This window comes from Neoroseomonas lacus, from assembly GCF_014644535.1.
In the GTDB taxonomy this organism is placed as follows: Bacteria; Pseudomonadota; Alphaproteobacteria; order Acetobacterales; family Acetobacteraceae; genus Neoroseomonas; species Neoroseomonas lacus.
Map to the genome: position 1 here is coordinate 35,870 of NZ_BMKW01000012.1, position 19,116 is coordinate 54,985.

Sequence of the window (19,116 nt, forward strand, 5' to 3'; positions counted from 1 at the left end):
GCCTTGCGTGAATCACGGGCTTGCCCTGTGGCCCCGGCCGGGATTAGGGTGCCGCCATGGTTGCGAACACCATCCCGACGACCCGATTTTGGTACCGCTGGTATCCACCAGCGGCCTAGGGACCAGTCACGCGACCGAGTTTCCCCGAAAGCCGCCAAAGCCCTGGCGGCTTTCGCGTTTCGGGACACTCCGATCTCCCGCTTCCCGTAAGACACCAGGTGCAAGGCGGCCCCACCTTCAGGAGGCCATCATGCAGCGCACCGAGTACGATTTCGACGTCATCTCCGGCCCGTCAACGCCGCCGCGACCGCCGGCGCCAAAGCCGCAGCCGGCACCGCAGGCACCGGGCAAATAGTCAGTCCGTGCGCAGCGCGCGACGCAGCTCGAACTTCTGGATCTTGCCCGTGGCCGTCTTGGGAAGGTCGCCGAAGGTGACGTGCCGCGGTGCCTTGAAATGCGCGAGGTGCGCGCGGCAATGCGCGATGATCTCCGCCGGCGTCGCGGTCGCCCCGGGCTTCAGCGTGACGAAGGCGTGCGGCACCTCGCCCCATGTGGGGTCGGGGTGCGCGACGACGGCGGCTTCCATCACGTCGGGGTGGCGATACAGCGCCTCCTCGACCTCGAGGCTGGAGATGTTCTCCCCACCCGAGATGACGATGTCCTTGGCGCGGTCCTTCACCTCGATGTAGCCATCGGGGTGCAGCACGCCGAGGTCGCCGGTGCGGAACCATCCATCGACGAAGGCGGCCGCGTTGGCCTTCGGATTGCGCAGATAGCCCTTCATCACTGTGTTGCCGCGCAGCGCGATCTCGCCGAGCGTGGCGCCATCGGCGGGCACGCGGGCGCCGGTCTCGGTGTCGATCACGCTGGCATCTTCCAGCGTCGGCAGTGGCACGCCCTGGCGCGCCATGAAGGTGGCCTTGTCAGGCAAGGCAAGATTGGCGAGTTCCGGCTGCCAGGCGCACAGCAGCGACGGCCCGTAGCATTCCGTCAGGCCATACAGATGCGTGACGTCGAAGCCGAGTTCCTCCATCGCCGCAATCACCGGGGAGGGCGGAGCCGCGCCGCCGGTGGCGATGCCGACGCGATGCGCGAAGCTGCGGCGCTGTTCCGCCGGCGCGTGGATCAGCATGGTGAGCACGATCGGCGCGGCGCAGAGATGCGTCACGCCATGATCGGCGATGAGCGCGAAGATGCGCGCCGGATCGACGCGACGCAGGCATACATGCGTGCCACCCTGCAAGGTGACGGCCCAGGTGTAGGTCCAGCCATTGCAATGGAACATCGGCAGCGTCCAGAGATAGACGCTTTGCGGCGACAGCGCGAAGGCGAGCGCATTGCCGCAGGCATTCAGATAAGCGCCGCGATGATGCACCACGACGCCCTTCGGATCGCCCGTGGTGCCCGAGGTATAGGAGAGCGAGATCGCCGCCCATTCGTCATCCGGCGGTGCGACGGGGAAGTCGGCATCGCCGCCGGCGAGGAAATCCTCATAAGGCGTCGCCTCGATCGCGGCACCGCCCGGGCCTTCCGCGTCATCGACGATGACGATGCGCGGCGGGTCCGCCACGCCCACCATCGCGATGCCGACCAGCGCTGCGAACTCGCGGTCCAGCAACAGCACCTTCGCGCCCGAATGGCCGAGGATGAAGCGCACCGTCGGCGCATCGAGCCGCGTGTTGATCGGGCACAGCACCGCATGGGCCATGGGCACGCCCATGTGCGCTTCGAGCATTTCCGGAATGTTCGGCAGCAGCGCGGCGACGACATCGCCCGGCGCGACGCCCGCGCGCCGCAGCGCGGCGGCGAGGCGCCGGCTACGCGCGAGGTACTCCGCATAGGTCACACGCCGCTCGCCATGGATGATGGCGGTGCGCCCCGGCCAGATGTGCGCCGCCCGCGTCAGGAAGGAGACCGGCGAGAGCGCCACATGGTTGGCCGCGGATTTCGGCAGGTCGTCTTCCATGGCACTCATCCCTTGCCGAGAGCGCGCGGCGCGCTGACGGCGCAGCGCGCGCGGGTGATCTCATCGAGCAGTACGGCGGCCTCGGCGTGATGCGCGGCGCCGGGGTCGAAGCGGCCCTCGCGAATGGCGGCGGCGAATTCGCGCGGGTCGCCGGGCATGCGCGCCAGCGCGGCGGCTTCCCAGGCATCGTCCTGCGCCGCGGCGCGCGCGGCGATCGCCATCGCATTCGCCACCATCCTGGCGGCGAGTGCCTTCTCCGCCGGCAGCGCGGGCAGCAATTCGTTCAGCAGCACATCGCGCGCGGTCGCGAGAAGATCGGCGGCGTCGGGCGGTTCACGCAGCATCGCGGGCCTCCACCATGCGCAGGATCTCCCATTCCAATCCCGGCACCATGTGCCCGGTCAGGGCGAGTTCAAGATTGCGCTCGACGCCCGAGATGTGGCGCTCCGCCTGGTCCACCGCGATCGATGCCCAGCGGATATGCGCGGCGACTTCCCACCAGCGCACCCGCGCATCATCGACGCTGCCATAGCCTTCATACAGCGCGGCGCGCGAACCGATGCCGCCGGCCTCCTGCGCGTCGGACCCGAAGCGCCAGCACTTCGCGCAGAGCCAGCCGAGATCCGCATGCGGGTCGGACCACAGCGCGAATTCCCAGTCTAGCACGGCGGTCACGCCGTTCTCATCGAGCATGATGTTGCCGGTGCGGAAGTCGTTGTGGACCAGCACGGGCGGCACCGCCGCCGGCGCTGTGCGTTCCAGATGCCGCAGCCCCCATTCCAGCACTGGCCGTGGCAGGCGCTGGCGGTCGAGCGCGGAGCGCTGGTCGGCGATGAAGGCGGCGCAGGGATCGGCCGGCGCCGCACCGAGAAACGCCAGGTCGTCGCGCGGCGGCGTGATGGAGTGGATGCGCGCCAACTCGCGCCCCAATGCGCGCACACAGGCCTCGCGCCCGCCGCCGAGCGTGTCGCTGCGCACCACGCGATGCCCCGCAGCGGTGCCCGCGACGCGCCGCATGACGAAGAACGGTGCGCCGAGCACGGCGGCGTCCTCGCACAGGAACAGCGGCTCCGGCACCGTGACGCCGGCGGCGAAGGCCGCGCGCAGCAGCGCGTATTCCTGTGCGCGACCATGGCTGACCGCGAGCGTTGCCGCATTGTCCGTGCGCAGCACCCAGGCGCGCCCGCCGCTGACGTCGAGCGCCCAGTTCTGCTGGATGGCGCCGCCCGATAGCAGCGACGTCGCCGTGATCGTCAGCGACGCATCGCCGGCGGCGGCCCGCAGCCATTCGGTCAGGCGGGCGCGCCGCGCGTCATCCATGCCCGTGCTGACCCCAGCGGAAGAAGCCGTCGCCCTCGCTGCGCAGCTGCCCGGCGAGCACCATGCGATGCACCTCCGACGCACCATCGACCAGCCGCGCCTGTCGGGCGTAGCGGTAGATCCACTCGATGACAGTGTCCTTCGAATAGCCGCGCGCGCCGAGCAGCTGCAGCGCCGTATCCACAGCCTTCTGCAACGCGTCGGCGACGACGATCTTCGCCATCGAAACCTCCTTGCGCGCGAAGGAGCCCTGGTCCAGCGCCCAGGCGGCGCGCATGGTCAACAGGCGGCCGATCTCGATCTCCATCGCCGCCTGGCCGACCAGGCCCTGCACGCTCTCGCGGTCGATCAGCTTCATGCCGAAGGAATCGCGCTGCTTGATGCGATCCATCGCGATTTCCAGTGAGCGCCTCGCGAGGCCCGTCCAGCGCATGCAATGCGTCAGCCGCGCGACGCCGAGACGCATCTGTGTCAGCTTCAACCCGTCACCGACACCGAGCAGGCGCTGGTCGTCGGGCACTTCCAACCCGTCGAATTCCAGTTCGCAATGCCCACCATGTTCCTCCGGCCCCATGATTGGGATGCGGCGGACGATCTTCCAGCCGGGCGTGTCGGCATCGAACAGGAAGGCGGACAGGCCCTTGCGGTCGTCGTCGGAGGTACGGGCGATGATGATGAAGATCTTCGCGTTGCCCGCACCGGTGATGAAGTGCTTGCGCCCGGTGATGCGCCAGCGGTCATTTCCGACGCGCTCGGCCTTCGTATAGGTCAGGTTCGGGTCCGAGCCGCAGCCATCCGGCTCGGTCATGGCGAAGGCCGATTGCACATCGCCATTGACGATCGGCTGCAGCCAGCGCGGCTTCATCGCCTCGGGCAGCACCTTGTCGAGGATCATCATGTTGCCGTCATCCGGCGCGGCCGAATTGAACACCACCGGGCCGAAGATCGAGCGGTTCATTTCCTCGTAGCAGGCGGCCATGCCAATGCGCGGCAATTCCATCCCGCCCAGGCGCTTGGGCATCTGCAAGGCCCACAGCCCCTCGGCCTTGGCGGCCTTGCGCATCTGCACCAGCACGGAAGGGGCGATGTTGTCGTGCTCGTCGTAATTGGCGCGGTCGGCTTCGAGCGGGATCAGCTTCTCGTCGACGAAGCGGCGGATGCGGAGGCGGACCTCCTCGATATCCGGGGGCAGCACGAAATCCATGATGCGTCGTCCTTGAGCGTGATGGTCGAAGGCGCCCATGCGCCGGAGAGCTGAATCGCGCGATGAAACTGGAGTCTACAGCGGGTTGACTGAATGGCCGCCATCTACCGTGACCGTGGCGCCCGTCATATGCGCGCCGGCGGCGGAAGCGAGGAGCAGCAGCGGACCGGTCAGGTCGTCGGGCGAACCCAACCGCCGCTGCGGGATGCGCTTGATCATCGCCTGGCCGGGCTCGGACGCGAAGTAGTCGCGGTTGATGTCGGTGGCGACATAGCCGGGCGCGATGGCGTTCACCCGCACGCCGAAGCGCGCGAGTTCCACCGCCATCTGTCGCGTCAATTGCAGCAGCCCGGCCTTGGCCGCGGTGTAGCCCGCGACGCCCGGAATGATGCGCTCGCCCAGCACCGAGGCGATGTTGATGATGCTGCCCGGTTGCTTCGCCGCGGCTAGGCGTTTCGCGGCCTCCTGCCCGACCAGGAAGCAGCCGCGCAGGTTCACGTCGATGACGCTGTCCCAATCCGCCGCGCTCTGCTGGAGGAAGGGCTTGGTCACCGCGATGCCGGCATTGTTGATGACGATGTCGCAGGGCCCGCCGAGCGCCGCTTCCGCCGCATCGAAGGCGACGGGGATCGAGGCCGCATCCGTCACATCCAACGGCACGGAAACCGCGCCTGCGCCAAGTTCGGCGGCCAGCGCGGCGGTCGCTTCCGTGCGCCGCGCCGCCAGCGCGACAGCGGCCCCGGCGCCATGCAGCACGCGGGCGAAATGCGCGCCCAGCACGCCCGAGGCGCCCGTCACCAGGGCGCGCCGCCCGGCCAGCGAGAACAGCCCGGTGATGTCCATGGCGTTTCCTTCCCTCATGCTTGGCGTCAGGGGTGCCACCCGTTGCGTCCCTCGGCAAGCCCCGCGATGCTGCCTTGCAACATGGGAGACACCGCATGACCACCAAGACTGTCCTGGTGACCGGCGCGCAGCAGGGGATCGGCGCCGCCGCCGCGAGGGCCTTCGCCGCCGCGGGCTATGATGTCGCGGTGAACTGGCTGGACAACCGCGAAGCTGCCGAGGCCATTGCCGTCGACATCGCCGCCACGGGCCGCAAGGCAGTGCTGGTGCAGGGCGATGTCGGCGCCGCCGCATCCTGCGCCGCACTGGTGCAGGCGGCGATCGACGGGCTCGGCCATCTCGACGTGCTGGTGAACAACGCCGGCATCTTCCCCCGCGTCGAATTTCTCCAGATGACCGAGGCGCAGTGGGACGCGGTGCTGGATGTGAACCTCAAGGGCAGCGCCTTCTGCGCCCAGGAGGCGGCGCGGCACATGGTCGCCGCCGGTATCAAGGGCGTCATCCTGAACCTGTCATCCTCCTCCGTGCGCGGGGCGGTGCTCGGCGTGCATTATTCGGCGACGAAGACCGGCGTCATCGGCATCACGCGGTCGATGGCGCTGGCGCTGGCGCCGCATGGCATTCGCGTCAACGCCATCGCGCCGGGCCTGACCGACACGGCGCAGCCGCGCTACGGCAATACCGATGAGGAACTGGCGGAGATGGCCAAAGCGATGCCGCTCGGTCGGATGGGGCGGCCGGAGGAGATCGCAGGGCTGATGACCTACCTGGCCTCAGAGCCGGCGGCGTGGATAACCGGGCAGGTGTACCACATCAACGGCGGCGTGTACTTGGCCTGATCGCTGGCATTGCCAGATGCAACGCCGCATCCTGTCCGCCGCTCTACGGGAGGTTTCCATGCGTGGCCTTGCTGTCCTGATGCTGCTTGCCGGCGCGTCCCTGCCGGCCCTCGCCCAGACCGAGGTGGGCGATCCCGCCTCGGGCCTGCGGCTTGCAACGACTTGGTGCGCCAGTTGCCACCAGGTCACCCCGGGTGGCGCTGGGCCTTCCGGTGACGCGGCGCCGAGTTTCCGCTCCATCGCGCGGATGCCGTCCACCACCTCGATGTCGCTGCGCGTCTTCCTGCAGACGCCACACCCGAACATGCCGGACTTCCACCTCTCGCGGGAGGAATTGGACGATGTGGTGGCCTACCTGATCTCGCTGCAGCGCTGAGAGGCCGCGGCACCTGCGCCTGATGGCGCCCGCCGGCATCCGGGACCGGCCCGCGCGCCATGCGGACACACCGGTGCCGGCCGGCGGCGCGCGTCGCGGCCCCGTCTGGCGTCCCCCCGCGTCCCGCGCTACGCAAGGCGGACCAATCAAGGGGGAAGTCGCCAGGTGTCCGCATCCGCTGCCCGTTTCCGCATCGGCTACCTGATCAAGGTGCCGCATCAGTCCTTCCTCGACACTGCGGCGAAGGACCCCGCGCTCGAGGTCGTGCGCATGACGCTCGATGACGGCGTAGAGGCGGCGCTGAAGGTTCTCGAGACCTGCCAGGGCTATTACGTCCGCGCCTCGCGCGACGAGTTGCCGAAGCCGATGCATGTGCATGACGAGTTGCTCGCGCGGCTGCCGAACCTGCTGATGGCGGCCTCCCAGGGGGCGGGCTACGACACCATCGAACCGGCCGCCTGCACCCGAGCGGGCGTGCTGCTGGTCAACCAGGCCGGCGGCAATGCTGAGGCCGTGGCCGAACACGCCGTGGGCATGATGCTGTCGCTGCTCAAGCGTTTCGGCGAGTGCCACGCCGCGATGCGCGAGGGCCGGGCCCAGCGGCGCGAGGAGTTCATGGGCCGCAATCTCTATGGCAAGACGGTCGGCATCGTCGGCATCGGCAATGTCGGCACGCGCACCGCGGCCATCCTGAACGCCGCCTTCCACTGCCGCGTGCTGGCCTACGACCCGTATGTGGATGCCGCGACCGTCGCCGATCGTGGGGCGGAGAAGATCGACGACCTCGCCACCATGCTGGGGCAGTGCGACATCGTCTCCCTGCATTGCCCGCTGACGCCGGAATCCCGCGCGATGATGGCGGCCAACGCCTTCGCCGCGATGAAGCCGGGCTCGGTGCTGGTGACCACGGCGCGCGGGTCGATCCATGACGAGATGGCCCTGGTTGCCGCGTTGAAGTCGGGCCACATCGCCGCCGCCGGCCTGGATGTGTGGGAGCAGGAACCGCCGCCGGGCGACCACCCGCTGTTGTCCATGCCCAACGTGATCTGCACGCAGCACACCGCCGGCGTGACGCATGAAAGCCGCTCAATGATCACGCGCATCGCGGCAGAGGCGTTCTCGGACTTCGCGGCCGGCCGCTTCCCGCCGCGCATCATCAACCCCGAGGTCAAGGCGCGGGTTGCGGAACGCTATCTGGCGGCGCTTGGACGGCCGATCGCATAAGGCGCGGAAGGGCGCGGGGGCGCGTTGCCCCGCACAGTCCCCTCGGCCATGTTGCGCGTGGCCGATGGAGACCCGGAAGCCTAGCACTGCGGCATGCCGCCACGCCGCGCGATGGCCACGGATGCCGGGGCGCACGCTGGCGCCCCGGATTGCCCCGTCATCTTCGAGCGATCGGCGCGCCACGTGCCAGGGCGCATTATCAATGACCGAAGCCATTGATATTGCGCACTTTAGGATCTTAGTCTTTTAACCGCCCGAACGATGATGGCGAACAGGCGCAATTCACCGCTTGATGTCGAAAACATAACAGCAACATATCCGAAAATCCAGCACTGTCCCCCCACCCTTGCGGTCTGCGCCGGGGCGCGCGGGACATGCCTCCAACCCGCGGCGGCGTCCTGGCTACCGCCCGGCCTACAGCACCCGGCCCGCCACCGCGTCGAGCTTTGCCAGAATATCCGGGTCCCGCTTCTCCGGCGCCGTGATCAGCGCCCAGTCGAGCGCGCGGTCGCATCCCGCCGGGCAAGGCCCGCGCGGCGCGCCAAGCGCGGGCACCACGGTCTTCACCAGGGCACGCGCCTTGTCGGCGTTGGAGAACAGTTCCTTCACCACATGTTCGACGGTGACGTGCTCATGCTCGGGGTGCCAGCAATCGTAGTCCGTCACCATGGCCATGGTGGCGTAGCAAAGCTCGGCCTCGCGGGCCAACTTCGCCTCGGGCATGTTGGTCATGCCGATCACGTCGCAGCCCCATTGGCGGTACAGCATGCTTTCCGCCTTGGTGGAGAATTGCGGGCCTTCCATGACCAGGTAGGTGCCGCCGCGGCTGTAGGGGATGCCGGTGGTCTTCGCCGCCGCTTCCAGCGCGTCGCCGAGGCGCGGGCAGACCGGGTTGGCGACCGAGACATGCGCGACGCAGCCGGTGCCGAAGAAGGATTTCTCGCGCGCGAAGGTGCGGTCGATGAACTGGTCGACGATGACGAAATGGCCCGGTGGCAGTTCTTCCTTCAGCGAACCGACGGCGGAGAGCGAGATCAGTTCGGTGCAGCCGATGCGCTTCATGGCGTCGATATTGGCGCGGTAGTTCAGCGCGGAGGGTGGCGTGGGGTGGCCGCGCCCGTGGCGGGGCAGGAAGGCGACGTGCACGCCGGACAACACGCCGGTCAGGATCTCATCCGACGGGTCGCCCCAGGGGGTGCGGACCTTCACCCATTTGCGGTCCTCGAGACCGGCTAGGTCATAGACGCCGGACCCGCCGATGAAGCCGATCATGGGGGTGATGAGGTCGGACATGGAATGATGACTCCGCGCTGCGCGAAGGCGGTTTAGCGCGACGGGGGGCGCGTGCTAAGTCGGCGACATGACACGACCCGCGGTTGTCCGATTCCTCGCGCCTGTCCTGCTGCTGATGCTGGCACTGGCCGCCTGCGGGGATGACCAGTATTCGCGCGCCGGGGCGGTCGGGCCGCGCGGGACGGCGCTGCCGCCGCCCGACCCGGTGACGGGGGCGGCGCGGACGGCGCTGCCAGGGCGCTGATCACGGCTCGAATCGGACGTCGATCAGCCGCACGCCAGGCAGGTCGCTCGGCGCAGACAGGAGGCGTCGCGGCACAGGCGGGGCTTCTGTCATGTAGACGGCAGAGAAAGTCACGTTGCGCAGGACAGCACCATCCAGGCTGCTCCAGACGAAGTCCCCTCTTCTCATGTGAACGGTTGTCAGCCGGGCACCTCTCAAATTGACCCCGACGAAGTCCACGCTTCGGAATTGGCTCTCAAGCAAGGTCGCGCCGCGCATGTCGACATCGCGGAAGGAGAAGCCTTCCGGCACGTCGATCCGCTCCAGCCGGGCTTCGCGAAGATCGGCGCCCAGCACATACGGAAACCCGAGTGACGCAATGAAGCTTGCGCCCCGCAGGTCGGCGCGCTGCATGTCGACCCCGGCGAAGCGTGTACCCTCGAAGCGCGCGCCCCGCAGGTCGCTCTGCTCAAGGCGAACACGACTCAGATAGGTGCCGGAGAAGTCCGCGCCACGGAGCACCTGTCGGGACAGATCGATATTGGACAGATCGGCGTCGCGGAAATCAGCCTGCGAGAGATCCTGGAAGTCTCCCATCGCGGCATGCGCAAGGGCGATCGTGCCGAGCAATTCGGGATGCGCCCCGAGCCGCGCCTTCGCCCGCTCCAGGACCGTCACGGCCTCCGCCGCACGGCCCTGGCCGAGCAGCACGCGCGCCATGCCGGTCTGCCCGGAAACCAGGTCAGGTGCCGCTGCGACGACCGCCTGATAGGCCGTCAGAGCGCGGTCATGGTCCCGCCATCGCCGGAGCGCCTCGGCCCGGCGGAGCAGCGGGGCCATCGCATCCGGGTTGGCACGCACAGCAGCATCGGCAGCGGAAAGCTGCTCTCCGAGCCGGGACAACGCCGGTTCTGCTTCCCGTGCCGCCCACATGCTGCATTGGCTGATCCCCAGCCCGCCCTCGCGAAACCGGCCGGGGAAGAAAGCGCGCTCGTCGCCGACCGACAAATGCACGCCACACAGCGAATCCGAGCCACCCGCACTCAGTTCGACCCTGGCGGGCAGGTCGCCCTTCCAAAGCTGCGTGACCTCCACGGTGGCGCGCTGCCGGGGCGCTTGTGTGTTGTCCAGCGCCTCGACGGCCACCACGCGCCCGCGGAATGCCAGCGGTGCGCCCAGCACCAGCATGTCGGGATTGCCGCCCGACGAGCAGGAACAGGCGAAGGCGGGCCCCGCCATCAGCACCAGGATCGCGGCTATCGCCGCGCTACACCATCCGCGCCTCGATGCCACCATCGCCCGAAATCCCATGCCCCGGTCCTTCGCAGCGATCCCGATCTGGGGAGGCAATGATTGGATGGGGCCTTACACGTTGAACCGGAACAGCATCACGTCGCCGTCCTTCACGACGTATTCCTTGCCTTCGACGCGCATCTTGCCGGCCTCCTTGGCACCCTGCTCGCCGCCCAGTGCCACGTAGTCGTCGTAGCCGATGGTTTCCGCCGCGATGAAGCCGCGTTCGAAGTCGCCATGGATCACGCCGGCGGCCTGCGGCGCCTTCATCCCCCGCAGGATGGTCCAGGCGCGCGCTTCCTTCGGCCCGCAGGTGAAATAGGTGATCAGCCCGAGCAGCGTGTAGCCGGCGCGGATGATGCGATCCAAACCAGAATCCTCGAGGCCCAGGGACGACAGGAACTCCGCCCGGTCGGCTTCCGCCATCTGGCTGATCTCGGCCTCGATCGCCGCCGAGACCACGACCGCCTGCGCGCCTTCGGCCTTCGCCTTCTCGAACACCTTCGCCGAGAAGGCGTTGCCGGTCGCGGCACTCGCTTCCTCGACATTCGCCACATACAGCACGGGCTTCGACGTCATCAGCTGCAGACGCGACGCCGCCACTTCCTCACCCTTCGGGATGGCGGTGCGCGCCGGCTTGCCGGCTTCGAGCGCGGCCTTGATCGGGTCGATCAGCGCCATCTGCGCGACCGCTTCCTTGTCGCCGCCGCGCGCGCGCTTCACCAGTCCATAGGCACGCTTCTCCAGGCTGTCGAGGTCGGCGAGCATCAGCTCGGTCTCGACGGTCTCGGCATCGCGGATCGGGTCGACGCTGCCCTCGACATGGGTGACGTCGGTGTCCTCGAAGCAGCGCAGGACATGGACGATGGCGTCCACTTCGCGGATATTGGCGAGGAACTGGTTGCCCAGCCCTTCGCCCTTCGAGGCGCCGCGCACCAGGCCGGCGATGTCGACGAATTCCAGGCTGGTCGGCACTGTCTTCTGGGACTTGCCGACGCGCGTCAGCTCATCGAGCCGCTTGTCCGGCACCGCGACGCGGCCGACATTCGGCTCGATGGTGCAGAAGGGGTAATTCGCCGCCTGGGCCGACGCGGTCTGCGTCAGCGCGTTGAACAGGGTGGATTTGCCGACATTCGGCAGCCCGACGATCCCGCAATTGAAGCCCATCTCAATCCCCTTTGCCGCCAATGGCGGGTGCCGTGCCGTGCCAGGCGGCCTCGAATGCCGAAGCGAAGGTCTCGGCGATGGTTGCGGCCGCGATGCGCGCCGCGCCGTCATCCGTCACCGGCGCGAGCGCCGCCGCGCGCAGGTGCCCCACCACCTCGCCGACCGACAGCGAGCCATGCGGCAGCCGGCCGAGCGTCTCCTGCGCCGCGCGCACCGGTTCCCCGGTGAAGCGCAGCAGGTCCCGCGCCACCAGCACCAGCGCACCGGCGAGCACCGAGGCCGCGCGCGCGCCGGCCTGCATCATGCGGTGGTCCTCCAGCTCGGCGGGGCCGTCCATGGCGAAGAGCGCGAGCGTGCCGCGCAGCCCGGCGGCCGTCTGCGCCAGACTTTCCGCCTCGCGCAGCAGCGCGGTGGCGAGAATGGCCGTGCCATTCGCCATGTCCTGCGGGCCGGGGCCGGCGAAGCTGAAATCGGGATGCAGGTCGTCTTCCATCATGTCTCCTGCGTCAGCAGCGCGACGCGTGTCATGAAATCCTCGGCGCGGCCCTCGGCGAGCATCGGCGCGGCATCGGCCGCCGCATCCAGCAGCTTTTCCAGCCAGGGTTGGTCCTGCTTGGCGAAATTGCCAAGCACATGGCCGGTCACCGCATCCTTGTGGCCCGGATGGCCGATGCCCACGCGCACGCGCCAGAACTCCGGGCTACCGAAGGCGCGGCGCATGTCGCGCAGGCCGTTGTGGCCGGCGACGCCGCCGCCCTTCTTCACTCGCACCTTGCCCGGTGCGAGGTCGAGCTCATCGTGGAAGGCGGTGACATCCTCGGGCGGGATCTTGAGGAAGGCGGCGGCCTGCTGCACGGCGTCGCCGCTGGCATTCATGTAGGTCAGCGGTTTCAGCGCCCAGACGCGACGGCCCGCGATGGTGCCCTCGCTCACCTCGCCCTTGAAGCGCTTGCGCCAGGGGGAGAAGCGATGGCGGCGCGCGATCGCGTCGAGCACCATGAAGCCGATGTTGTGGCGCTGGCGCGCGTGCTCACTGCCCGGATTGCCGAGGCCGACCCAGAGGAGTGGTCCGTCTTGCGGGGGCATGGCAAGGAAAAGAAAGGTCGGGGGAGGGAACTCCCCCGAGCCCCCCTCCTTTTTCTATCTGTTGGGGATGACCGCCGGGGGCGGCGCCAAAAGACAAAAAGCGGTGGGGGATTCGGGGGAGGTGTTCCTCCCCCGTCTTCCTTACTTCTTCTTGCCGCCCTTGGCCGGCGCGGCTGCACCGGCGGCAGGCGCCTTCTGCTTGATCGCCTCGACCGGGCCCGGGGCCGCGGCGGGGGCGTCCTCGACCACGGTCGGCGCGGCGATCGAGGCAACCATGAAGTCGCGCCCGATGATCGCCGGCTTGGCGCCGAACTGGTCCTTCACGGCCGACCAGCGCATGCCGTCGCCGATCTCGGCCGCGGCCAGGTCGATCTCGAAGGCTTCCGGCACATTCTCCGGGTCGGCCATCACTTCGATCTCACGGCGCACGACGTTCAGCACGCCGCCGGCCTTGATGCCCGGGCAGGTGTCTTCGTTCAGGAAGTGAACGGCGACCTTCACGCGGATGCGCGACCCGGCGGACAGGCGCTGGAAATCGACATGGATCGGGCGGTCGGTGACCGGGTGGAACTGCACGTCGCGCATCAGGCAACGCTCGGTGGCGCCACCCTTCACCGCGACCTCGAACAGGTGCGACTGCCAGCCGCCCTTGTTCATCTGCTTCATCACGTCGCGCGGGTCGAGCGCGGCGAGGGTCGACGCCTGCTTGGCACCGTAGATGACAGCGGGGACGAGCCCCTGACGCCGGGTTGCGCGGGCTGCCCCCTTACCTGCCTGCTCGCGCGCTTCGGCCTCGATCCGAATGGTCTGGACCATGGTCGTGTTCCTTCAAAATGATGCTGTCGCCGTGCCGGGGCCTTGCGGACATGCCAGCACGACAAGCGCCGGCCTCCAGGGGTGCCGACGCGGGCCGCTTCTAGGCGATGCATGTCACAGGTGCAAGCGCGGCGCGCCTTGACGCGGGCTGACGTGGGCTGGAAGCGTGGTTGTCATGGAAAGTCTGGCGCTTCTCCTCGGCATCATCTTCCTTGGCGGCTGGGGGCTCGGCATTGCCGCTTTCGCCCGCGCCGGGCGCGCCAGGCGCGAGGCCGAGGCCCTGCGCACGGAGGTCGCCGCCCTGAGCGCGCAACTCGGCGGCATGGCCGGTGCGCTGATATCCGCCGGATTCAGGCCGCCGGAGGCCGCGCCGGCCGTGCCACCGGCATATGCGCCATCGCCCGCCGAGGCGGCGCCGGTCGCCGCGCCGGCGGACGATGCGGCGCCGGCGTCCGAGACCGAAGCCGCCCCCGAGGCCCCGCTGCCGCCCTGGTCGCGGCCGGCCGGTGACGAACCGAAGCGCAACCTCGAGGAACTGATCACCCAGCGTTGGGGCGTCTGGCTCGGCGCCGGGGCGCTGCTGCTGGCGGGCGTCTTCCTGATCCGCTTCGCGGTTGAGGAAGGCTGGCTTGGCCCGGGGATACGCTGCGTGCTGGCCGGGCTGCTCGGCCTCGCGCTGATCCTCGGTGGGGAATGGCTGGCCCGGCGTTCCGCCGCCACCCAGACCCCCGGCGGCCTGCCGGACTATGCGCCGCCCGCGCTCGCCGCGGGTGGCGTCGCCGCCCTGTTCGGGGCGACCTATGCCGCCACCGCGATGTACGAATTGCTGCCGCCCCTGCTCGGCTTTGCCGGCATGGCGGCGGCGGGCGCGCTGGGGATGCTGCTGTCGTTGCGGCGCGGGCCGTTGGTGGCGGTGGTCGGGCTGGTCGGCGCCTTTGCCACGCCGGCGTTGGTGGCGACCGATGACCCGTCGCTGCCGGGCCTGTTCGCCTATCTGCTGGTGGTTGTCGCGGCGGCGATGATGGTGGTGCGGGCGACGGCCTGGGGCTGGCTCGGCTGGTGCGCGACGGTCGCCGGGGCGCTGTGGGTGCTGTTCGGCACGGTGGTCGGGCAGGGGCTCGACCTCTGGGCGCCGGCGATCTTCGTGCCGGCGGCGGCGGCCTGCTTCCTGTTCCTGCTGCCGCGCGAGGCGCTGGGCGGGGTGCTTGGTCGGCGATTGGCGCATCTGCCCCCGGCGCTGCTCGGCGCGGGGCTGCTGCCGCTGGCGGTGTTCGAGGCCGGGCTCGCCGCGCCGGTGGGCATCCTGCTGCTCTCGCCGGTCGCGATCCTGGCCGGGCTGCGTGATGCGCGGCTGGTGCGGCTGCCCTGGATCGCCGCCGGATTGGGGCTGGTGATGCTGCTGGTCTGGCTGGTGCCGGGCTGGGCGCCGACCGACGAGGCCGTGACCGTCGAAGGCGTCGTGCAGACGGTCATTCCCGGTGACTGGGTGCCGACGGCGTTGACGCCTTACCTGACCGTCGCACTGATTTTCGCGCTGCTGCATCTGCTGGCCGGGCTGACGCTGGAGGCGCGCGGCGGGCTGGCCTGGGCGGGGCTCGCCGCCACGGTGCCGGTGGTGACGCTGCTGGTCGCCTATGGCCGGGTGCGCGGCTTCGCCACCGATCCGAGCTGGGCGCTGGCGGCCGCGGCGCTTGCCGCGCTGCATGTGGGCGCGGCGGCACGGGGCATGCGGGCGGCCGACCCGCAGCGCGCCGGTGCGCATGCGGCGGCGGCGGTGGCGGCCTTGGCGCTCGGCGTCGCCATGGTGCTCCGCGACCAGTGGCTGACGCTCGCCGTCGCGCTGTTCCTGCCGCCGCTGGCGATGATCGCCGCGCGCACGGGGCTCGATGCACTGCGGCGCGTCGCGGCGGTGGTTGCCGCCCTGGTGTTGGTGCGGCTGGTGCTGAACGGCTTCGTGCTCGGCTACGACTGGGGCGCGATGCCGCTGCTGAACGGGTTGCTGCTCGCCTATGGCGTGCCGGCGGCGTGTTTCTGGTGGGCGGCGCGGATTTTCCTTCGCGGGCGGGACGGCATCGTGGTGCGGTTGCTGGAGGGCGGCGCGGCGCTGTTCGCCACGCTGCTGGTGCTGCTGGAGATACGCCACGGCTTCCATCCCGGCGCGCTGGGCGAGGAACGCTGGGACTTCGCCGAGGCCGCCTGGCAATGCACCGCGCTGTTCGCCTGCGCCATGGCGGCGCTGCTGCTGCATCGGCGCGGCGGGCGGGTGACGATGCTCCTGGCCGCGCGGGTGGCGGGGGTGGTGGGGTTGCTGGTCGGGCTGATCCTGCTGGCGACGAATCCCTGGGTGACCAACCGCGACGTCGGCGCGCTGCCGGTGCTGAATGCGCTGGCGCCGGCCTATCTGCTGCCCGCGCTGCTGGTGGGCTGGGCGGTGGCGCGCGTGGCGGAACTGCGCGAGCCACCGGGGGCGCGGCCGCTGCTCGCGGCCTATGGCCTGGCGGCCGGCTTCGCCTGGGTGACGCTGGAGGTGCGCCGCGCCTTCCACCCGGTGAAGATCGGCGCACTGCCGATCGGCGAGGCGGAAATGTACGCCTATTCCGGTGCCTGGCTGCTGTTGGGTGCGGTGATGGTCGCGATCGGCATCCGCACCGGGCGGCGGGAGATCCGCCTGGCCGCGCTTGCCGTCATCGCGTTGGTGACCTTCAAGGTGTTCCTGGTGGACATGGACGCGCTGGTCGGGCTGTGGCGCGTGCTGTCCTTCCTGGGGCTCGGGCTGGCGCTGATCACGCTGGGGGCGATCTATCGACGCTTCGTGGTGGGGCGGCCGGCGTGAGGGTCGAGAGGGGCGGCGCGCCCCTCTCCGATCACCAGTGAAAAAATAGGCCGGAGCGGCTCTGCGGCCCCTACTGCGCCGTCGGCCGCACGCCCATGGCCACGGTGCGCTCGTCCATCCGCGGTTCGTGCGTCAGGCCGCGCCGCGCCGCCCAGGTGTTCACGTACTGGATCAGCTGGATCAGCGGTTCCTCCTCGGCATAGAGCGCGACGGCCTCGTGCCAGATCGCCTCGCGCCGTTCGTCGTCCAGCGTCGCCGAGCCGCGCGCCGCCAACTCGTCGAACACCGGGCCGGAGAAGCGGGCGTTGTTGTTCGCCCCGGTCAGCCGCTGGCGGTTGTTGGTGGCCAGCGTGTTGATGAGGAAGTTCGAGCCCTCGCCGGTCGAACTGCCCCAGGCGGCCATCTGCATGGCGTATTCGATGCGGGTGCGGCGCGGCACGAAGGCGGTCCAGGGCAGCGCATCGACCTGGGTCCGTACGCCGATGCGCGTCCACATCTGCGCCACGGCCTGGGCCAGCCGGGCGTCGTTCGGCCAGCGGTCGTTCGGCGTGTGCATGGTGATGCGGAAGCCGTCCGGGTAGCCGGCCTCGGCCAGCAGCCGCTTCGCGCCATCGGGGTCATAGGGGCGCGGATGGACCGCGGCATTGTAGCCGAAGGCACCTTCGGGCAGCCATTGCGCGGTGCTGGTGGCGGCACCTTCCATCACGCGTTCGACCAGCGCGTCACGGTTGATCGCCATCGAGAGCGCGCGACGCACCCGTGCGTCCTTGAAGGGGTTCACCGGCAGCGTTTGGCCGGCATTGTCGGTGATCAGCGGCGTGCCGCCGTCGCGCGAATAATCCGGCGCCATGTAGACGGTGCGCAGGGACGGGATCTCGGTAACGGTCACGCGCGGGTCGCGCCGCAGCCGGGCGAGGTCGGAGGTCGGTACTTGCTCGATCAGGTCGAGGTCGCCGGCAAGCATCGCGGCGGTGCGCGCGGCGTCGTTGTTGACGATGCGGTAGTTGACGCGCGTCCAGGGCTGGGCAGGGCCGAACCAGGCGTCGTTGCGCGCCATCTCGATACGGTCGCCGGAGCTGTAGGAGACCAGGCGATAAGGCCCCGTGCCGATCGCCGCCCGGCCGCTGTTGTAATCCTCGGTCGCGGCACCTTCGCCGGCATGGCGCGAGATGATCGACACCGAGGCGAGGTCGAGCGGCATCAGCGGATGCGGCGCGCGGGTGTGCAGGCGCAGGGTGTGGGCGTCGACTACCTCGACCCGGGTGATGGCGCGCAGGAAGCCCTGGAAGCCGCCGGGGCTGTTCGGCACATTCGGCACGCGGGAGAAGGTGAACACCACGTCGTCGGCGGTGAAGGGCCGGCCATCGTGCCAGGTCACGCCCTCGCGCAGCTTGAACTCCCATACCGTGTCGAACACCACGCGCCAGGACACCGCCAGCGAGGGATGCGGGCGCGCCCGCCCGTCGCGTTCCACCAGCCGGTCGAAGATGTGCATGGTCAGGGCGTTGTTCGGCCCGACATTGTGGAAATGCGGGTCGATGGTCGTGACCGGGGCGGCGGAACCGATGGTCAGGGTCTGCGCCATGGCGGGCGCGGCCAGCAGCGCCGCGAGGCCGAGGGCGGCCACATAGGGGGTCCGGCGGGTCATGGGCTTCTTTCTCCGTATCCTCTGCCCGGCGTCTGGGGCCGGGTCGTGCCCCATGCTGGCACGGATACGCGCGCTGCATAGCCGGCGATTGCATCGCTGCGGCCGGTCAGCCCGGGAGAAAGGTTACGGAGGGCGGCCCGTAGGCGCCAATCGGCCGCGGCGACTGGCGCCGCCGCGGCCGGTCGCGACTGTCAGCCCTGGCGTTCGACCATCAGCTTCTTGATCTCGCCGATCGCCTGCGCCGGGTTCAGCCCTTTCGGGCAGGCGCGGGTGCAGTTCATGATGGTGTGGCAGCGATACAGCTTGAACGGGTCTTCCAGCGCATCGAGCCGGTCGCCGGTGTGTTCGTCGCGCGAGTCGGCGATCCAGCGATAGGCCTGCAGCAGCACCGCCGGGCCAAGATACCGGTCGCCATTCCACCAATAGGACGGGCAGGCTGTCGAGCAGCAGAAGCACAGGATGCATTCCCAGAGGCCGTCGAGCTTCGCCCGTTCCTCCTTGGACTGCAGTCGCTCGCCATCGGGCGGCGGCGGGCTGTCAGCCTTCAGCCAGGGCTCGACCGAGCGCAGCTGCGCGTAGATCTGCGACAGGTCCGGAACCAGATCCTTCACCACCGGCATATGCGGCAGCGGGGAGATGCGGACATCGCCCTTCACCTCGTCGATCGGCTTGAGGCAGGCCAGCGTGTTCAGCCCGTCGATGTTCATCGAGCAGGAGCCGCAGATGCCCTCGCGGCAGGACCGCCGGAAGGTCAGCGACGAATCCACCTCGTTCTTGATCTTGATGAGGGCGTCGAGAACCATCGGCCCGCATTTGTCGAGATCGATCTCGTAGGTGTCGGTGCGCGGATTGGCGCCGCCATCCGGGTCCCAGCGATAGATCTTGAACGCCTTGACGTTCTTCGACCCGGCCGGGGCGGGGTAGGTGCGGCCTTCGCCGACCGTGGAGTTCTTGGGAAGCGTGAAGGTTGCCATCGGTTCAGGTC

At 69.4% G+C, this 19,116-nt stretch carries 18 protein-coding genes; 5 read left to right on the plus strand and 13 right to left on the minus strand.

What is annotated here, in order from left to right:
- Nucleotides 1–355: 355 nt before the first annotated feature.
- From IEY36_RS22250 to IEY36_RS22270, 5 genes are all read right to left on the minus strand, one after another.
- Nucleotides 356–1,966 carry an AMP-binding protein gene (locus IEY36_RS22250; RefSeq protein WP_188970994.1) on the minus strand — a complete coding sequence of 537 codons (1,611 nt, stop codon included), beginning with the start codon at nt 1,964–1,966 and terminating at the stop codon, nt 356–358.
- 5 nt (nt 1,967–1,971) lie between these two features.
- The gene (locus IEY36_RS22255; protein WP_188970996.1) at nt 1,972–2,310 is read right to left on the minus strand and encodes a DUF6285 domain-containing protein; all 339 of its coding nucleotides are present in this window, start codon (nt 2,308–2,310) and stop codon (nt 1,972–1,974) included.
- Nucleotides 2,300–3,286 carry a phosphotransferase family protein gene (locus IEY36_RS22260; RefSeq protein WP_188970998.1) on the minus strand — a complete coding sequence of 329 codons (987 nt, stop codon included), beginning with the start codon at nt 3,284–3,286 and terminating at the stop codon, nt 2,300–2,302. Before IEY36_RS22260 ends, IEY36_RS22255 begins: the two co-directional genes overlap by 11 nt.
- Entirely contained in the window at nt 3,279–4,490 is a 1,212-nt protein-coding gene (locus IEY36_RS22265) for an acyl-CoA dehydrogenase family protein (RefSeq protein ID WP_188971000.1), read from the minus strand. The genes IEY36_RS22260 and IEY36_RS22265 overlap by 8 nt, the downstream gene beginning before the upstream one ends.
- Nucleotides 4,491–4,565: 75 nt before the next feature.
- Nucleotides 4,566–5,333: an SDR family NAD(P)-dependent oxidoreductase gene (locus IEY36_RS22270; RefSeq protein ID WP_188971002.1), complete on the minus strand. Its 768-nt coding sequence runs from the start codon at nt 5,331–5,333 to the stop codon at nt 4,566–4,568.
- A 95-nt stretch (nt 5,334–5,428) separates the two neighbouring features.
- Here IEY36_RS22270 and IEY36_RS22275 point away from each other — a divergent pair, with 95 nt between their 5' ends.
- From IEY36_RS22275 to IEY36_RS22285, 3 genes are all read left to right on the plus strand, one after another.
- Nucleotides 5,429–6,172 (plus strand): SDR family NAD(P)-dependent oxidoreductase, encoded by a 744-nt coding sequence (locus IEY36_RS22275; protein ID WP_188971004.1) that lies wholly within the window; start codon nt 5,429–5,431, stop codon nt 6,170–6,172.
- Nucleotides 6,173–6,230: 58 nt separating this feature from the next.
- The gene (locus IEY36_RS22280) at nt 6,231–6,548 is read left to right on the plus strand and encodes a c-type cytochrome (protein WP_188971006.1); all 318 of its coding nucleotides are present in this window, start codon (nt 6,231–6,233) and stop codon (nt 6,546–6,548) included.
- 165 nt (nt 6,549–6,713) lie between these two features.
- Entirely contained in the window at nt 6,714–7,772 is a 1,059-nt protein-coding gene (locus IEY36_RS22285; RefSeq protein WP_188971008.1) for an NAD(P)-dependent oxidoreductase, read from the plus strand.
- 414 nt (nt 7,773–8,186) lie between these two features.
- Here IEY36_RS22285 and IEY36_RS22290 read toward each other — a convergent pair whose 3' ends face one another.
- On the minus strand, nt 8,187–9,065 hold the full coding sequence (locus IEY36_RS22290) for an S-methyl-5'-thioadenosine phosphorylase (RefSeq protein WP_188971010.1): 879 nt from the start codon (nt 9,063–9,065) through the stop codon (nt 8,187–8,189).
- Nucleotides 9,066–9,132: 67 nt separating this feature from the next.
- Here IEY36_RS22290 and IEY36_RS22295 point away from each other — a divergent pair, with 67 nt between their 5' ends.
- Complete coding sequence (locus IEY36_RS22295) at nt 9,133–9,309, plus strand: hypothetical protein (RefSeq protein ID WP_188971012.1); 177 nt, start codon at nt 9,133–9,135, stop codon at nt 9,307–9,309.
- On the opposite strand, the gene IEY36_RS22300 is transcribed toward IEY36_RS22295, so the two are convergent.
- The 5 genes from IEY36_RS22300 to IEY36_RS22320 form a co-directional block, all read right to left on the minus strand.
- The gene (locus IEY36_RS22300) at nt 9,310–10,599 is read right to left on the minus strand and encodes a pentapeptide repeat-containing protein (protein WP_188971014.1); all 1,290 of its coding nucleotides are present in this window, start codon (nt 10,597–10,599) and stop codon (nt 9,310–9,312) included.
- 54 nt (nt 10,600–10,653) lie between these two features.
- Nucleotides 10,654–11,748 (minus strand): redox-regulated ATPase YchF, encoded by a 1,095-nt coding sequence (gene ychF / locus IEY36_RS22305; RefSeq protein ID WP_188971016.1) that lies wholly within the window; start codon nt 11,746–11,748, stop codon nt 10,654–10,656.
- A gap of 1 nt (nt 11,749) precedes the next feature.
- Nucleotides 11,750–12,244, minus strand: coding sequence for a hypothetical protein (locus IEY36_RS22310; RefSeq protein WP_188971018.1), 495 nt, complete (start codon nt 12,242–12,244; stop codon nt 11,750–11,752).
- On the minus strand, nt 12,241–12,834 hold the full coding sequence (gene pth, locus IEY36_RS22315; protein WP_188971020.1) for an aminoacyl-tRNA hydrolase: 594 nt from the start codon (nt 12,832–12,834) through the stop codon (nt 12,241–12,243). Before pth ends, IEY36_RS22310 begins: the two co-directional genes overlap by 4 nt.
- Before the next feature lie 141 nt (nt 12,835–12,975).
- Nucleotides 12,976–13,650: a 50S ribosomal protein L25/general stress protein Ctc gene (locus tag IEY36_RS22320; protein WP_188971022.1), complete on the minus strand. Its 675-nt coding sequence runs from the start codon at nt 13,648–13,650 to the stop codon at nt 12,976–12,978.
- Nucleotides 13,651–13,825: 175 nt separating this feature from the next.
- Here IEY36_RS22320 and IEY36_RS22325 point away from each other — a divergent pair, with 175 nt between their 5' ends.
- Nucleotides 13,826–16,483 carry a DUF2339 domain-containing protein gene (locus IEY36_RS22325; RefSeq protein ID WP_188971023.1) on the plus strand — a complete coding sequence of 886 codons (2,658 nt, stop codon included), beginning with the start codon at nt 13,826–13,828 and terminating at the stop codon, nt 16,481–16,483.
- A gap of 70 nt (nt 16,484–16,553) precedes the next feature.
- On the opposite strand, the gene IEY36_RS22330 is transcribed toward IEY36_RS22325, so the two are convergent.
- Complete coding sequence (locus tag IEY36_RS22330) at nt 16,554–18,131, minus strand: ABC transporter substrate-binding protein (protein WP_188971025.1); 1,578 nt, start codon at nt 18,129–18,131, stop codon at nt 16,554–16,556.
- A 191-nt stretch (nt 18,132–18,322) separates the two neighbouring features.
- Nucleotides 18,323–19,105 (minus strand): succinate dehydrogenase iron-sulfur subunit, encoded by a 783-nt coding sequence (locus IEY36_RS22335; protein ID WP_188971027.1) that lies wholly within the window; start codon nt 19,103–19,105, stop codon nt 18,323–18,325.
- Nucleotides 19,106–19,116: the final 11 nt, after the last annotated feature.

Bases quoted from the DNA above. Each gene is read 5' to 3' on its own strand.
- IEY36_RS22250 (WP_188970994.1), bottom strand. From the start codon at position 1,966: ATGGAAGACGACCTGCCGAAATCCGCGGCCAACCATGTGGCGCTCTCG.
- IEY36_RS22255 (WP_188970996.1), bottom strand. From the start codon at position 2,310: ATGCTGCGTGAACCGCCCGACGCCGCCGATCTTCTCGCGACCGCGCGC.
- IEY36_RS22260 (WP_188970998.1), bottom strand. From the start codon at position 3,286: ATGGATGACGCGCGGCGCGCCCGCCTGACCGAATGGCTGCGGGCCGCC.
- IEY36_RS22265 (WP_188971000.1), bottom strand. From the start codon at position 4,490: ATGGATTTCGTGCTGCCCCCGGATATCGAGGAGGTCCGCCTCCGCATC.
- IEY36_RS22270 (WP_188971002.1), bottom strand. From the start codon at position 5,333: ATGGACATCACCGGGCTGTTCTCGCTGGCCGGGCGGCGCGCCCTGGTG.
- IEY36_RS22275 (WP_188971004.1), top strand. From the start codon at position 5,429: ATGACCACCAAGACTGTCCTGGTGACCGGCGCGCAGCAGGGGATCGGC.
- IEY36_RS22280 (WP_188971006.1), top strand. From the start codon at position 6,231: ATGCGTGGCCTTGCTGTCCTGATGCTGCTTGCCGGCGCGTCCCTGCCG.
- IEY36_RS22290 (WP_188971010.1), bottom strand. From the start codon at position 9,065: ATGTCCGACCTCATCACCCCCATGATCGGCTTCATCGGCGGGTCCGGC.
- IEY36_RS22295 (WP_188971012.1), top strand. From the start codon at position 9,133: ATGACACGACCCGCGGTTGTCCGATTCCTCGCGCCTGTCCTGCTGCTG.
- IEY36_RS22300 (WP_188971014.1), bottom strand. From the start codon at position 10,599: ATGGGATTTCGGGCGATGGTGGCATCGAGGCGCGGATGGTGTAGCGCG.
- ychF (WP_188971016.1), bottom strand. From the start codon at position 11,748: ATGGGCTTCAATTGCGGGATCGTCGGGCTGCCGAATGTCGGCAAATCC.
- IEY36_RS22310 (WP_188971018.1), bottom strand. From the start codon at position 12,244: ATGATGGAAGACGACCTGCATCCCGATTTCAGCTTCGCCGGCCCCGGC.
- pth (WP_188971020.1), bottom strand. From the start codon at position 12,834: ATGCCCCCGCAAGACGGACCACTCCTCTGGGTCGGCCTCGGCAATCCG.
- IEY36_RS22320 (WP_188971022.1), bottom strand. From the start codon at position 13,650: ATGGTCCAGACCATTCGGATCGAGGCCGAAGCGCGCGAGCAGGCAGGT.
- IEY36_RS22325 (WP_188971023.1), top strand. From the start codon at position 13,826: ATGGAAAGTCTGGCGCTTCTCCTCGGCATCATCTTCCTTGGCGGCTGG.
- IEY36_RS22330 (WP_188971025.1), bottom strand. From the start codon at position 18,131: ATGACCCGCCGGACCCCCTATGTGGCCGCCCTCGGCCTCGCGGCGCTG.
- IEY36_RS22335 (WP_188971027.1), bottom strand. From the start codon at position 19,105: ATGGCAACCTTCACGCTTCCCAAGAACTCCACGGTCGGCGAAGGCCGC.